Origin of the sequence: Streptomyces sp. NPDC020742 (genome assembly GCF_040641675.1) — a bacterium.
In the GTDB taxonomy this organism is placed as follows: domain Bacteria; phylum Actinomycetota; class Actinomycetes; order Streptomycetales; family Streptomycetaceae; genus Streptomyces.
In genome coordinates, this window is record NZ_JBFAEA010000006.1 from 315,006 (window position 1) to 328,664 (window position 13,659).

Sequence of the window (13,659 nt, forward strand, 5' to 3'; positions counted from 1 at the left end):
CGCCCCACCACCTGCCCACCCGACCCCCCCGACCACCTGACCACCCGACCCGCGCCCGCCCCTCCCCGACATCGCATCGCATCGCATCGCCCCCTACCGCTACACCGCCCGCTCCCCCGCCCGCCCCTCCCCGTACGCCCGAAGGAGCCCGACCATGGACCGTGACCGCCGAAACCGCATCCGCACCGCCCTGGCATCGACGTTCCCCACCCTCCTCACCGTCCCGCTCTGCTGCCTCCTGGCCGCAGCCGGCGCCCTGCCATGGGACAGCCTCCTCGCCCTACCGCTCGCCCTCCCCGTGCACGCCCTGATCACCTTCCTCCGGCTCCGCCCGGCCGCCCCCCTGCCCGACACCCCGACCGACCGTCCCGCCCCCGTCTGAGATCCCGTCTGAGACCACCCCGGCCCCCCGGAACGTCCTCCGGTAGGCCCGCGGCGACACCCCCAGCGCCGATTGCAGATGCTGCCGCAGCGAGGCCGCCGTCCCGAAGCCCGCCTCGGCCGCGATCCGATCCACCGTCAGATCCGTCTCCTCCAGCAACTGCCGCGCCCGTTCGATCCGTTGCTGGGTCAGCCACTGCACCGGCGACACCCCGGCCTCCTCCCGGAACCGCCGGGTGAAGGTCCGTACGCTCATCGCCTCCCGCGCCGCCAGCTCCCGCAGGGTCAGCGCCCGGTCCAGGTGTTCCAGCGCCCAGGCCCGTGCCGCCCCCGTCGAGGAGCGCTGCGGTTCGGGCACGGGCCGCCGGACGTACTGCGCCTGACCACCGTCCCGATGCGGCGGTACGACGGTCCGCCGCGCCACGTCATTGGCCACCGCAGCCCCGTGATCGCACCGGACCATGTGCAGACACAGATCGATCCCGGACGCGACCCCGGCCGCGGTCAGCACCTCCCCCTCGTCCGTGTACAGCACGTCCGCATCGACCGCGACGCCCGGGAACAACCGCCGGAAGGCCTCCACCGACCGCCAGTGCGTGGTCGCCCGCCGCCCGTCCAACAACCCCGCCGCGGCCAGCACGAACGCCCCCGTACAGATCGACGCGATCCGCGTCCCCGGCCGGATCCGCGCCAACGCCTCGGCCATCCCGTCACCCAGCAGCCCGGAACAAGCGTCCTCCCCCGGGTCGTAGTCGCTGCCGGCCGCCGGTACGACCACGGTGTCGGCATCCGCCAGCGCCTCCGGACCGTGTGCGACGTTCACCGTGAAGTCGGTGTCCGTACGCACCTCACCGGGCCGCAGCGCACACGTCACCAGCTCGTACAACCGCTCCCCGGAGGCCGACCTGGCCTCCCCGAAGATCCGGTGCACGATCCCCACCTCGATCGGCAGCATCCCGTCCCGCACCAGCACCACCACCCGATGCCGCCGCCCACCACGCCCCTCACCCGCACCCTCGCCCACACCACTCACTCCCTCACTCTCCAGCCCCTCCCCTGCCGTCCCCCTGCCGTCCCCCTGCCTTCCCCCTACCTCCCTCCCCTGGCCCGATCCTTGCACTACATGTCCATCCGGCCACTCGTCGCTCTCCCACCCCCGCACGCACAGTGGACGCCATGAAGGTCCTCTGGCTGTTCGCCCACCCCGACCAGCGCTCCCTGAGCGGCGCCCTCAAGACCGAAGGCCTGCGCGCCCTCGAAGCAGACGGCCACCAGCACCAGGTCTCCGACCTGTACGCCATGAAGTGGAACCCGGTGGTCGACGCCGCCGACTACGACCACGACCCGTCCGACCGCCTACTGGTGGGTGCCGCCTCCGAACATGCCTACACCCACGGCAAGTTGAGTCCCGACATCGCCGCCGAACAGCAGAAACTCACCTGGGCCGACACCCTGATCGTCCAGTTCCCGCTCTGGTGGTACGGAATGCCGGCCATCCTCAAAGGCTGGTTCGACCGCGTCTTCGTCAAGGGCTTCGCCTTCGGCCTCACCGACCCGGCCACCGGCCGCCCCCGCCGCTACGGCGACGGCCGGCTCACCGGCAAGCGCGCCATGGTCCTCACCACCGCCGGCGCCCGCGCCGCGACCCTCGGCCCCCGCGGCGTCAGCGGCGACCTCAACGACCTCCTCTTCCCCCTCCAGCACGGCACCCTCTGGTACACGGGGATCTCCGTCGTCCCGCCCCTCCTGATCCCCAGCGCCGACCGGGCCACCCCCACCGCCTACGCAGCGGCCGCCGCCCGCCTGCGCGAGCGCCTCCGCACCCTCCCCACCACCGACCCCCTGGCCTTCCGCCACCAGAACACCGGCGACTACGACGACAACCTTCTCCTCCACCCCCACCTCCCCCCGGCCCCCACCGGCCCGGGCGCCCACTACACCTCGCCACCACCCCCACCCCACGCCTAAGCCCCGCCCACCTCGCCCCCTCCCCACCCCACCGACAACGCAAAAACGCCGTAGGCCCAGCGGACAAAGTCCACTGGGCCTACGGCTTCAGTAGCGGGGACAGGATTTGAACCTGCGACCTCTGGGTTATGAGCCCAGCGAGCTACCGAGCTGCTCCACCCCGCGTCGGCAGACCAAACACTACGCGACTCCCGGCCCCACACCTAATCGTTTTCCCGCCGCACCGAATCCCCCTGTCCCCCACCCTGCCGAACGTGACCCACCACCGGGCATCACCACCTGGCATCCCCCCGGCTTCGAGGACATCGACGGCCGGCACACATGACCACGCAACAGGCTCCCCGCTCCCCTACCGCCCATCGCCGCACCCCTGCAGCATCTCGACGAAGTCCCCTTCCCTACCTGCCGTTGAAAAGGTGAGCGATCCCGTGAAGTCCTCAACAGAACCCGCGAACTGGGAATCGCTATCGGAACCACGGCACCGTTGGCACCGGCGCCGACGAAGACGACAACGACATCAACGACGCCCAGGAAGACGCGGATAGGCAGAACCAGAAGGGCGCTGACGCGGTGCAGGACAAGCCGGATACGAGTGAGTTCGGAGCCTTCGGGTGAGCGCCGGAGCGGTGTGGCTCGGACGCGCCGTGACCGTACTGGGCCTGCCGGCCCTCCTCGCCCTCCCCTCGTCCTGGCTCCTGTTGGGCGCGGGGCCGCTCCGTACGACCGCGGAGTGGACCGCGCTCGCCGTACTCGCCGGGTGCGCACTGGCCCTGACCGGACACGCCCTGCGGGTCGGCCGGGTGAGGCAGGCGCGCGCGTACGAGCTGGCCCTGATGTCCGTGGCACGCCCCGCGGATCCCGGGGCGCGGGCCACGATCCCCGCCGCGCTCCGCGGCTCCTCCTGGCCCTGGGCCCGCGTCACCGCCGCCACTCTCGCCGTCCCCACCGCCCTGGTGCTGTTCGGCACCCTGGGTGCCGGCGTCCCGGACCGCGCCCCCACGGCCGGCCGGATCGCCGACGCCCACCACGTGATCAGGGAGCTGCCGGTCGTCGCCGTTCACCACGTCGAGCACGCCGGCAGCAGCCCCCACTCCACGTCCGAGGCCGACTACACCGTCCGGCTGCCGGTGCCCGGCGGCGGCAGGGGCGTGGCCGCGACCTTCCGCACGGAGGTCCAGCGCGGTGTCCGGGACGTGGGGGAGACCCTCGTCGTGGCGTACGCGCCGGAGCACCCGGACGTGGGTGCGGTCGGCGCCACCACCACCTCCGCCGTCGAGGCCCAGCTCGCCGGCCGCCCCCTCGCTCACGGCGACGCACTGATCGTCGGCATCATGTGGGCGCTCACCGCCGTGGTGGCGGTCGGCTCGGCGACGGCCGTGACCGGCCCGCCGCGCCGAAGCCGCCGGGTCGACGCGCGCTGGGGCGCCCTGCGCGCGGTGGCGACCGGTGTCGCGGAACACGTGGAACGCCCGTCGCACGACGACTCCGGGGCCGAAGCCGGTGCCGACTCCGGGGCCGACTCCGGGGCCAAGAAGAGTCCGCCGCGCTACGCATGCCTGATCCTGCGCACCGAGACCGGCGAGGTCCCACTCCGCCTCACCGCCACGCACAAGAGCGCCGGCCCCCTCCTCACCGGCGCCGAGGGCTGGCTGCTCTGGGACCCCGCCGGCTCCCGGGGCAAGGTGCCCGCCGACTTCGTCGCGGACGACGGCTGGCAACTCCCGGGCCGGATCCCCCGCGACAAAGCCGCCCGGCTCGCCCCCGCCCCGCCACACGAACCGCTCCCGCTGGACGCCGCCCGTCGCCCCCACTTGCTGGAACTCGGCAGCCAGTGGACGCGTACGGTGCCGCTCGGCGCGCTGTTCGGGCTGCTCCTCTCGCTGGCCGCCGCGGGAGCACTGCTCCTCCCAGTGGACGGGGGATGGCGCACCTGGACGGCAGCGGCCGGTGTCCTCGCCCCGCTCGTCGCCCGGCTGCTCTCCGAACGGTCCACCACTCCGCCCGCGGAGAAGGACACCTCGCCCATCGCACCGGACGCGTCAGCGGCGGAGGCCACCCCGCCGACCTGACCGCTCCACACTGCCCGCCGACTCCCCCTCGCTGACGCCCCTCGCCCGGGGAGGAGCCTCAGCACGTCACAACCCACGAGAGCGCCCCCCTGTGGATCCTGCGCTGACGACTACCTCTGGGCAGATACCCATATCCCAGCGCGGAAGCGGCCTTTGGGACGGTCCGGCGGAGCCGATCGAGCCCACCACTCACTGCCGTCAAGAAAAACACCAGAGGCCCCGTTCGATTCGAACGGGGCCTCTGGCCTGCTGTGCGCTCGGCAGGATTCGAACCTGCAACCTTCTGATCCGTAGCTTTGGGCAGGCCGTTGGCCGCGGGCTCCGTTTCCCTCCCGGCTGATCGCTGATCGCCGTTATCAACAGCCTCTGTGTGCCGTCGTCGCCGTCAGGGTTGCCGTCAGCTCGGAACGGTGGCACGGCCTGTAACGACCGCCGTCAAGCCTGTTCCGCTCAGGCCCTCGGACACACCCCACACCGTCCACCTGGGACAGGGCCGGTAAGGCAGCCGCTTTGGGGCGAGCCGCTGGCCAACGCGTCCGAGCGCAGCCGAGCGATAAGTCGGCGACGCACACGCAACGACCACCAGGAATGGCCCTATTCGGGACGACGCTTCCTTCTCTCAAGTTCACGCTTAACGTAGAACGTCAAGAGGGTGAGTAAACCGAAGTGAGAGATCAGCACGCTGGCAATCACTAGGGACTCACCCATCCACCCTGGGGAACTACCCTTATCTATCACCGGAATCCATAGGAATAGTGAAGAAATGCTGATCAGCCAGTTCCCTGTCTCTTTAGGGCGTCGCCCTGCGCGCAGCTCAAAGAAGATGGTAAGCACCATCCAAGAAATGAGAATATACAGACTTCCGACACTGAGAACGGGATTCAGATCGGTGTAGTTTGTGACAAAATGCACCTGATAGGGCCACTCAAACACCAGCAGGCTGGCGATCAACAGGAGGGGGCAGACCTGAAGCACTAACCGCGCGAGCCGCTTCATCAGTACCTCGTGACGAAATAACAGCTCCGCCCACCCTTCAAAAAGAGGATTCGGCACATTGTTAGGATCAAGGCCGTCCAGGGCGCGCGAAACAGCTGCGAATGCTTCCTCAAGCGTGAAGTCTCTGAGTCTCATTCCGGTCGAATCGATATACCTCTCGATCGCGGAGATGAAATCAGGGATGGAATTCGACACCAAATGGGATGTGCGGGGTATGTAAACCCGCTTGACGGTACCCTTGGAGCTTCTGAGCTTCGCAGTCAGGTTCACCCAATATAGCTTCTTCGTCTCGACATCGAAGACGATGCCCACCACAGGGATTCTGCTGTTTCTCCAGTCGTCGTAATGATCCTCGACCGGAATGCTATAACCCTTTGCGCGCCTATATTTGCCACCAGATTTCACCTGGATAGCAAGAACATGCCCGGTTCGTCGCCCATCTCTTGTCAGCAAGACATGCAGATCCTCGCCGTGATCGTTGCCCCCATCGATCTCTTGGACGATGTGATCATGCTCTTCCAGCAGCGTCCGTACGGCGTTCACGCCGGCTCGCTCGATGCGGCGGTTTGCCCTAACCCGTGCCATGCTCCCCCTAAGGTTGTTCTCACGATATCGAGGGCCTTGCGGTGAAGTTGCGAACTCCTGGCTTCAGGCAGGGTGACGGCACCGCCGGACTGCGAGCCGTCTGGTGGGGACGACTGTGCAATAGAGACGCTGACGGCGATGAGCTTGGGCGTTGATGAGGCTCGCGGCCCATTCCACGGTGGTGACATGGGACGGTCCGTCCCGGTCACACAGGTAACTGAGTACCGTGCCCACGCAGACCGGCCCTGAGCGCAGGTACCTTTAGTCGAAGGAATCTCCGGAAATCGAACCGATCAGTCGAACTGATCATCTGCTCCGGGCTCTTCAGTCCGGAGCAGAGGGCTTCCTTGAGGCTCATGCCAAGGTGCCCGATGTTCCTGAGCCGACCGCCCCTGTTCCACGAGCTCGTGGCCGGGCCTGATGCGCAGTGGTGGCTCAAGGGTGCTGGCGTCTGCTCTGCGTGAGGTGCGCAAACGCCCCCAGCAGTCAAACCGTTGGGGGCGCAGATGGGCGGGAAGCTCACACGAACAGGAGGGTGTCCTCGGCGAGGATGTCCCTGTTCAGTTCGCTCTTGTAGATCAGGTCGATGCTGCCGAAGCGGGCTTCGCCGTAATCGAAGCCAAGTTCAGCCGCCGCTGCGCGCACCGCCTGCTCCGAGGAACCCTCGATTTCCATGAAGGTCGGCAGGCCGGGCCACGTGTCGAAGTCGTAGGTGACGCCGTCGAGCTGCCACTCCTCCCGGTAGTTCTGCTGGTAGCGCACCTGGCGCAGCCCGAGGGCCTTGAGGAGTTCTGCGGTCTTCTCCAGGTCGCTGACCTCGACCTCGATTTCCGTGGTGCCGTTGATGTGGCTGGCGTCGGTGACCTGCTTCAACGTCAGGGTGGTCTTGCCTCCCTCATCGCGCAGCCGCAGCCACTGCTCGCCTTGAACGGTGTCGTTCTCGAAGATCAGGCGGGTGAACAGGGTCTTGGGGAAGACCTGCTCTGCGCCGGCGACCTTCAGGTGGTCGCGCAGGGCGTCCACGTCGATCTCCAGGAACTTGGCCTCGTACTCGTGCTGTGCCATCTCTCTCCTCTGGTCGCGGGGGCTACGCAGTGAGGTCGTGATAGTCCTGCTCGCGCAGCTTCCTGATCTCGCTGCACACGGTGCTGGTGACGAACTCTTCGAGCGGCAGGCACAGGTCCATGCGCTGGATACATACGCCAACGTGGAACGTTCCGCGCGGGTCACGGTAGAGCCGAACGCCGTAGTAGCCCTCGTGGCAATCAGTGTTGTTGTTGAACCGACAGCCGACGCACGTCTCCGGCAGCCGCAGCGATCGTATGTGCTTCACGAAAAGCGTGCGCCCGTCCGGGAGTTGGTAGCCGACCCGGAAGCCTGACGTGCCTGCGATCAGCCTCACCTCGGTCGGCCGAGCTTGCAGTTCCTCCAGGAGGAGATCGATGGCTTGCAGCGACTCCTCCCCGTCGGCGAGGGAGGACAGGACGCGGACCGAGAGCTGGGGTGAGTACTTCTCTAGGAGCCGGTGCACGCGACGGAGGTGGCGTCGGTTCGGAATGACGACGTTCGCCCGAGCGCCAAGTCCCAGGTCGAGCGACAGGCTGATTGATCTCTCCAGCGCATCGATCTTGCGTCCTGCCAGGGAGTGCGAGCGGTAGCGGGTGTTCTGCACCTGGGCCAGTTCTTCGGCAGTGGTTCCGAAGATGGAGAAGTTCACGTGGTCCAGGCCGGCTGTGGCGCAGCCAGGGAGGACGCGCCCGCCGTTCTCCCCGTTCGATGTGACGCTGACCTTGTAGCCAGCCGATCGGGACACGTCCACGATCTGAGGTAGGCGGGGGTGGAGCGTCGGTTCTCCGCCGGTCAGGTGGACCTCGTCGAAGTCCAGCACGTCGCGGAGCTGTGTGAGCGCCGCGTGAAACGTGTCATCGGGGAATACAGGTGCGGTGGTGAAACGAGCACCGTTGGTGGCGAGGTAGATCGAGACCCGGCCGGAGCGGCCTGCTGCCCCGAACTCTCCCACGTGGTCCTCGTGGTTGTCCGCGCTAACCGGCGTTCCTTCGTTGTGGCAGAAGGTGCAGGTCATGCCACAGGCGTCGATGACCTTGACGCGGAGGGTCCGGTCCACCGTGACACGGACAGGCACGGCATGGCTGATGTTCCTTAAAGCGGGGTGATCGATCACGTATCTCTGCTCCTTCGTCGTCGGAGGGCGAGAGTGAAGGGATTCGGTGTCCTGCCGCTGCGAGCTTGAGTGCCGGCAGGCCCTGCGAGTTGTGACGCAGCCCCTGCGCGTGGCGGGAAGCCTCCTGGGCCAGACCGTTCAGGCGACGTGAGCGAATTCAGCTCTGGAGGGCGGCTTCGTCGGGCAAGGTTCGAGCGGCCGAGGCCCACGCCCCCGGATGCCTGTCGAGGTCGTTGTGGACGAGCTGGAGGAGCAAAATCATCGCGGTGACTGTCCCCAGTGCCCACGTCCATTCCAGACACCGGGTGACCACATCGCCGCGACGGGATGTGGCTCGCGCGCCGGTGTGCCTCCCGGCGGATGACAGCACTTTCACATCAGATCCTTCCTTCTCGTGCGTGGCTAAGGTGAGCTTCCGGCAGTCCGCGGCCGGGCGTGCAGCACATTCGTTTATGCGTCGGCTCATCGCGGTCGAGTGGCCTGAGCGCATGGCCCGTCGGTATCCGCGACCGCGGCCACAGGTCTCGCCTCGGTCGGCGAACCACCGACCGCGATTTCGAACCAGACCACTTTTCCCGCCGGGCCCTGCTTCGTTCCCCAAGCAGTTGCCAAGGCGGAGACGAGCCACAAGCCTCTGCCGCTTTCCGATGCCGGTACGGTGCTGACGACATGCAGGAGCTGCGGATCGGGGTCGGTCACTTCGACCCTCACTTCCGCGCCGGTCCACTGCACGCACACCACACAGGTCACGCCCGTATGGGTCACGGCGTTGGTGATCACCTCACTGCTCAACAGCAAGAGGTCGTCGGCCTGGACAGCGGTGATTCCCGTGCGCCAGCGACAGACACGTTCTGCGATCCGCCGCCGGGCGTCGCCAACTGACCTGGTGGCAGGCGTCACGCGAAACCCGTAGGACGGCGGTGAGGAAAGTCGTGTGGGCATGGTGGATCGCACCTCCGCATGCCTTGTCCGTCACTGCCCGGGAACTCCGGACAGGACAAGAACATCCACCCGCGGTCCCTCAACTCATAAGGTTTCAGAGGGTTTCAGGGCTCTCCGTACCTGGACCCAGCAAGCATCGGCAGCGCTATGTTGAGTGTGCATGCGGGCCGATGGGAGGACCTGATGACCGGGTATCCGGCGGAGTTGTTACACCACCCCCTGTCCTACGCGCGGGTCGAGGCCGGCCTGGGCAAGACCAAGTTCGCCCAGTTGATCCGCCTTGAGGGGCGGGGTCTGGGGTACAACCTGGGGACCACCCGTTCGACGGTCTTCAAGTGGGAACGCGGCGACCATGCGCCTGACGACATCACCCAGATGGTTATCGGGCGGGTGCTTCGAATCTCTGACGCCGTGCGCTTGTCGGAGCCATGGCCGCGCTGGTTGCTTGCGGGGGACAACACCTTCGACCTTGCTGCGCCTTGGACGCAGGAGGCTACGCTGAAGTCCCTGACCTCACTTGCTGGGAGTGGACCTATGGACCGGAGGGCATTTCTCGGTATCGGTGGCATGGCACTCGTGGGTATCGGTGCCCAGTGGGCGACGGCCGATCCAGCCATCGCCGCAGCTGCGTCAGGTGACAGGGTCACCTCTGCCACCGTGGATCACATGCGCGGCAGAGTGGAGTCTCTGCGCAGCATGGAGCAGGTGACGGGCGGCGGTGAATTCCTGGAGTCCGCCCGGACAGATCTCCGGCTGATCATGCGCATGTTGGAGAACGGCCGGTACACAGAGGAGACGGCGAAACAGCTCTACGCGCTAGCCGCCGAGGTGTGTTGCCTCCTGGGCTGGATGAGCTACGACGCCAGCCTCCACAGTGCCGCCCAGCAGCACTATGCCGTGGCTCTCCGTTCGGCCAAGACTGCGGGTGACGACACCCTCGGGGCGCACACTCTGTGCTTCATGGCCACCCAGGCGGCCAATCACCAAGAACAGCTCGCTGCTGTCGGGTTGATGGATACCGCAGAAGCCATCCGGGGCCGGGTGCCTGCCATCATGCGGGCCTCGCTCGCTGCCCACCAGACCACCGTCTACAACAAGGCCGGCGACAAGCGGAAGGCAGCAGCGGCGCTCAACCGCGCGTTCGATGCCCTAGGTCGAGTCGATGCCTCGGACACTCCTTCCTACTTGGCCTGGTTCGGTGAGGCGCAGCTCCGGTCCACGGAGGGGCGCTTCCTCCTCACCACGGGGCAGGCAGAAAGGGCCACCGAGGCGCTGGAACGCTCGGTCACCGAGGCTGCGCCACGCGACAAGGCGGTCCGTTACGGCACCTTGGCTCTGGCCTATCAGAAGTCCGGTGACCTGGACGGTGCGCTCGACGCCACGTACAAGGCCGCCGATCTCATCGAAGACGGCATCCACTCGCGTCGTGGCGTGGAACGCCTGCAAGATGTCCGTCGCGCCTTTCGGCCCGTCAAGAATGAGCCGAAGGTCCGGGAGGTCTCGGAGCGAATCGCCGCTCTGGCTGCGTAGCCGTCGCTTGGCGCCGCCGTTGACTTGCGCCTGTCAGTTCGCCCCGCCCGTCTGCTCTCTCGCAGCAAACGAGCGGGGCCTTCTCATGCCTGGCTCCTAACCGGGCGGCAGAAGCCGGAGGTAGGAGCGGGTGCGGTCCTGGGCCTCAGCCACAGAAAGTCAGCTACGACGCTCCCGCGCAGTGGGGAGCACCTGCCACGTGTGTCACCCGCGCCCCCTCCGGCCTGGGCCACGCTGCCCTGTTTGGATTGGCCCGCGAACTGCGAGGTGTCACCGCGAATTCGGCGTGGCCTGGCTGGGGGTCGTGTGCGCCTGGTTGTGGTGGCTGTGTGGGGCGCTGCCATGGTGTCGGCCCGATGGTGCTGGTCGGGCTGGTCGGGTTGCTTCCTGGGCTCTGTCGGCACGCTTGCTGTCCTTGCGCGCTGAGTTGCCAGGGGCTGCCGAGAGCGGGGCGGTAGACAGGAGCGTCGGCGGCCTTCGGCCGCCCAGCGCGCGCGGCCCGCGGAGCGGGCCGCCTTGATCCAGTAAAGAAACTCTGAACAGTTCGGCTGTTGCCTACCTTGGCCGTGGCTCGTGGCGCCATGCGAGCTGATCACCACAACCGGCGATTGTGGGCGCGGTCGATCGCCTCCTGGAGCTCTTGAAGATTCGCCGTGTGCTGCTCGGGTGTGATTTCTCCTTCGAGGCGCTGTGTGGCCGTGCCGGGGTCCGTAAGGCCCGCTTCCATGACCTGCGTCACACGTGCGCGTCCCTGCTCCACGAACAGGGCGCTGATGCCCGCATGATCATGGAGGTCCTGGGCCACAGCTCGATCCGCGTGACCATGGACATCTACACCTTCGTGCGGCTCGACTCCCAGCGCTCTGCATTCGATCGCGTCGGGGACGCGCTGAGGGGTGACGGCAACCCGCCGGACGACGAAGACGGCACGGCTGGCGCCCTCGTAGCCGTCTGACCGCGCTCGCATCAGCCCTGCACGGCGGTTGCCTTCAAACACCTCCGTCAACACAAAAGCCAGAGACCCTGTCGATCACTCGACAGGGCCTCTGGCCTGCTGTGCGCTCGGCAGGATTCGAACCTGCAACCTTCTGATCCGTAGTCAGATGCTCTATCCGTTAAGCTACGAGCGCTTGGCTTTCCGGCGGTTTTTCTTGCCGGTCGGCGTTGCGGGAACAACATTACATGACCTGCGCCGTCACGCGAAATCCATTGGCCGTAGCCCCTCTGACCTGCGGAAATGCGGTTATGGGGGTCGAGCGGGGCGCGCCGGGGCGTGGGGGTGGATCGGCGATCCGGGTGAAGTTCGGGTGGCTGGAGCCCTCTTCGGGGCGGACGGGGAGACCCGATTCGGGGGCGGGTGTGACCGGGGCCACTTCCGGGGGCGTTTCCGGGTCCCCGTCGCGGGGCGTTGCGCTCGGCCGGGCGATCAGCAGAAGCCGGGGAGCGGGCAGCGGGCGGCGGGGAAGTGCGTCGGGCTGCGGGGCACGGGGTGGGGCGCAGAATCGGTCGCCGGGAGAGGCGGCTGGGTCAGCACGGCTCGCGGCGCAGCGTGGCTCGCGGCAGCCGGCTCGTGAGGTGCAGAACCGATCGCCGGGCGGGGCCGCTGGGCTCGGTGGGGCTCGGGCCGGCCGGCTCGTGAGGTGCGGAACCCTTCGTCGGGCGAGTGGCGGAATGAGACGTGAGCCGTGGGTGAGTCGTGGGGCCTGAGTGAGTCGTGGGGCCAGGGTGGGGTGAGGGCGGGGTGAGCGATCCGGGGATGGCGAGGCATCCCGGGAGGGGTGAGCGGTGTGGGGCGTGGCGGGGGGCGTGGTGAGGGGCGTGGAGCGCTGTGAAGGTGTTGGTTCCGGGAATCGTCTCGGGGGGAATCGCTCAGGGAAACACTCAGCGGGAAATCACTCAGGCCCCGGTCGGAGTGACCGGGGCCTGAGAAAGAGGAGCGGAGGCGGAGGGATTTGAACCCTCGATGGGGGGTAAGCCCCAAACCGCATTAGCAGTGCGGCGCCATAGACCGGACTAGGCGACGCCTCCATACACCTCACCTCGTGCGCGTACGCACGCTGTGTTGTGTCCAGATGATGGCACAGCCACAAGGGCTGTCACCAATCGCCCCCTACGGTACCCGGCGCGCGGGCCACCCGGCAAAGACGTTCCTGCAGCGCAACGTCGGGGGCGGCGGCGCGTTAAGAGGAGTGGGGCCGTAATGACACGGATGTCGTGCGCCCCCGGCGCGTACGTATCGCGTACGCGCCTCGCTCTCGCCTCTCTGGAGCCTGTGATGTCGTACCGCCGGTCCTCGTCACTCTTCGCCGCGGCCGCCACCGCCGCCACCGCCGTCCTGACCCTGGGGGCGTCCGCCGCCTCCGCCGCCCCGATCCCGCTGCCGCACCACCGCTCCGAGGACGGCATCACCGGGGCGGGCCACCACGGCCCCGACGGCCGTCGCGTGTCCGGGCGGGACCTCGGGGACGCCGGGCTCTCCGGTCCCGCGCCCCTGGCCCGGGCCCCGCACGACCACCTCACCGTCACCGTCCGCGACTCCGGGTCGGAGCGCACCGACGGGACCTTCGAGTTGTTCTGCCACCCGCACCACGGCAGCACCCACCACGACGCCCAGGCCGCCTGCAAGAAGCTGGACTCGATGACCAGGTGGGGCAGGGACCCGTTCGCGCCGGTGCCGCAGAACGCGCAGTGCACGATGATGTACGGCGGCCCGGCGACCGCACATGTGACCGGGACCTGGGCGGGACGCCCCGTCAACGCGGACTTCCGGCGCACCAACGGGTGTGAGATCAACCGCTGGGGCCGCTTCGAACCCCTGCTCCCCGTGACCACTTCCTGACCCCTTTCATGCCGTAGTAGCGGCCCAGGTCAGGATGCAGGGCACATGTCGGGCGTGCGGCGAGTCGCACCGGACCGCGGCATTACCTCCTCGTCATCCGCCTCCGCGCGGCGGGCAAGTGGCCGTAGACTCCCTCCCAGCGATCCGCCGCGGTGGGTCGGCACGGT

The 13,659-nt window shown here is 67.7% G+C and carries 10 protein-coding genes and 3 tRNA genes; 5 read left to right on the plus strand and 8 right to left on the minus strand.

The genetic code is table 11. The features are described 5' to 3' along the window. Positions 1–280: 280 nt before the first annotated feature. Positions 281–1,405: a helix-turn-helix domain-containing protein gene (locus AB0G84_RS14615; RefSeq protein WP_361319974.1), complete on the minus strand. Its 1,125-nt coding sequence runs from the start codon at positions 1,403–1,405 to the stop codon at positions 281–283. Between the two features lie 152 nt (positions 1,406–1,557). Here AB0G84_RS14615 and AB0G84_RS14620 point away from each other — a divergent pair, with 152 nt between their 5' ends. Beyond that, positions 1,558–2,349 carry an NAD(P)H-dependent oxidoreductase gene (locus tag AB0G84_RS14620; protein WP_361319809.1) on the plus strand — a complete coding sequence of 264 codons (792 nt, stop codon included), beginning with the start codon at positions 1,558–1,560 and terminating at the stop codon, positions 2,347–2,349. Between the two features lie 91 nt (positions 2,350–2,440). On the opposite strand, the gene AB0G84_RS14625 is transcribed toward AB0G84_RS14620, so the two are convergent. After that, positions 2,441–2,514, minus strand: a tRNA-Met gene (locus AB0G84_RS14625). A gap of 446 nt (positions 2,515–2,960) precedes the next feature. Between AB0G84_RS14625 and AB0G84_RS14630 the strand changes: the two genes are divergently transcribed. Then, entirely contained in the window at positions 2,961–4,418 is a 1,458-nt protein-coding gene (locus tag AB0G84_RS14630; RefSeq protein ID WP_361319812.1) for a hypothetical protein, read from the plus strand. Between the two features lie 594 nt (positions 4,419–5,012). Here the strand turns inward: AB0G84_RS14630 and AB0G84_RS14635 are convergent. From AB0G84_RS14635 to AB0G84_RS14650, 4 genes are all read right to left on the minus strand, one after another. Then, positions 5,013–5,957, minus strand: a complete 945-nt coding sequence (locus tag AB0G84_RS14635) for a DUF4365 domain-containing protein (protein ID WP_361319815.1) — start codon at positions 5,955–5,957, stop codon at positions 5,013–5,015. Between the two features lie 561 nt (positions 5,958–6,518). Beyond that, the gene (locus AB0G84_RS14640; RefSeq protein ID WP_361319818.1) at positions 6,519–7,064 is read right to left on the minus strand and encodes a class IV adenylate cyclase; all 546 of its coding nucleotides are present in this window, start codon (positions 7,062–7,064) and stop codon (positions 6,519–6,521) included. Positions 7,065–7,086: 22 nt separating this feature from the next. Further along, positions 7,087–8,181 (minus strand): radical SAM protein, encoded by a 1,095-nt coding sequence (locus tag AB0G84_RS14645; RefSeq protein ID WP_361319821.1) that lies wholly within the window; start codon positions 8,179–8,181, stop codon positions 7,087–7,089. A 462-nt stretch (positions 8,182–8,643) separates the two neighbouring features. Beyond that, a complete protein-coding gene (locus tag AB0G84_RS14650) occupies positions 8,644–9,123 on the minus strand; it encodes an ATP-binding protein (RefSeq protein WP_361319824.1) in 480 nt (159 codons plus the stop codon). A 183-nt stretch (positions 9,124–9,306) separates the two neighbouring features. Between AB0G84_RS14650 and AB0G84_RS14655 the strand changes: the two genes are divergently transcribed. Both AB0G84_RS14655 and AB0G84_RS14660 read left to right on the plus strand, forming a co-directional pair. Continuing rightward, the gene (locus AB0G84_RS14655) at positions 9,307–10,653 is read left to right on the plus strand and encodes a transcriptional regulator (RefSeq protein ID WP_361319827.1); all 1,347 of its coding nucleotides are present in this window, start codon (positions 9,307–9,309) and stop codon (positions 10,651–10,653) included. 610 nt (positions 10,654–11,263) lie between these two features. After that, positions 11,264–11,608, plus strand: a complete 345-nt coding sequence (locus tag AB0G84_RS14660; protein WP_361319830.1) for a tyrosine-type recombinase/integrase — start codon at positions 11,264–11,266, stop codon at positions 11,606–11,608. 102 nt (positions 11,609–11,710) lie between these two features. Here AB0G84_RS14660 and AB0G84_RS14665 read toward each other — a convergent pair. Both AB0G84_RS14665 and AB0G84_RS14670 read right to left on the minus strand, forming a co-directional pair. After that, positions 11,711–11,783 (minus strand) — tRNA-Arg (locus tag AB0G84_RS14665). Between the two features lie 807 nt (positions 11,784–12,590). After that, positions 12,591–12,681: transfer RNA gene (locus AB0G84_RS14670), tRNA-Ser, on the minus strand. 247 nt (positions 12,682–12,928) lie between these two features. Between AB0G84_RS14670 and AB0G84_RS14675 the strand changes: the two genes are divergently transcribed. Next, the gene (locus tag AB0G84_RS14675; RefSeq protein ID WP_361319833.1) at positions 12,929–13,492 is read left to right on the plus strand and encodes an SSI family serine proteinase inhibitor; all 564 of its coding nucleotides are present in this window, start codon (positions 12,929–12,931) and stop codon (positions 13,490–13,492) included. The last annotated feature ends 167 nt before the right edge of the window (positions 13,493–13,659 follow it).

Excerpts from the sequence above, each read along its gene's own strand:
- AB0G84_RS14675 (WP_361319833.1), top strand. The coding sequence starts at position 12,929 with ATGTCGTACCGCCGGTCCTCGTCACTCTTCGCCGCGGCCGCCACCGCC.
- AB0G84_RS14655 (WP_361319827.1), top strand. The coding sequence starts at position 9,307 with ATGACCGGGTATCCGGCGGAGTTGTTACACCACCCCCTGTCCTACGCG.
- AB0G84_RS14620 (WP_361319809.1), top strand. The coding sequence starts at position 1,558 with ATGAAGGTCCTCTGGCTGTTCGCCCACCCCGACCAGCGCTCCCTGAGC.
- AB0G84_RS14640 (WP_361319818.1), bottom strand. The coding sequence starts at position 7,064 with ATGGCACAGCACGAGTACGAGGCCAAGTTCCTGGAGATCGACGTGGAC.
- AB0G84_RS14650 (WP_361319824.1), bottom strand. The coding sequence starts at position 9,123 with ATGCCCACACGACTTTCCTCACCGCCGTCCTACGGGTTTCGCGTGACG.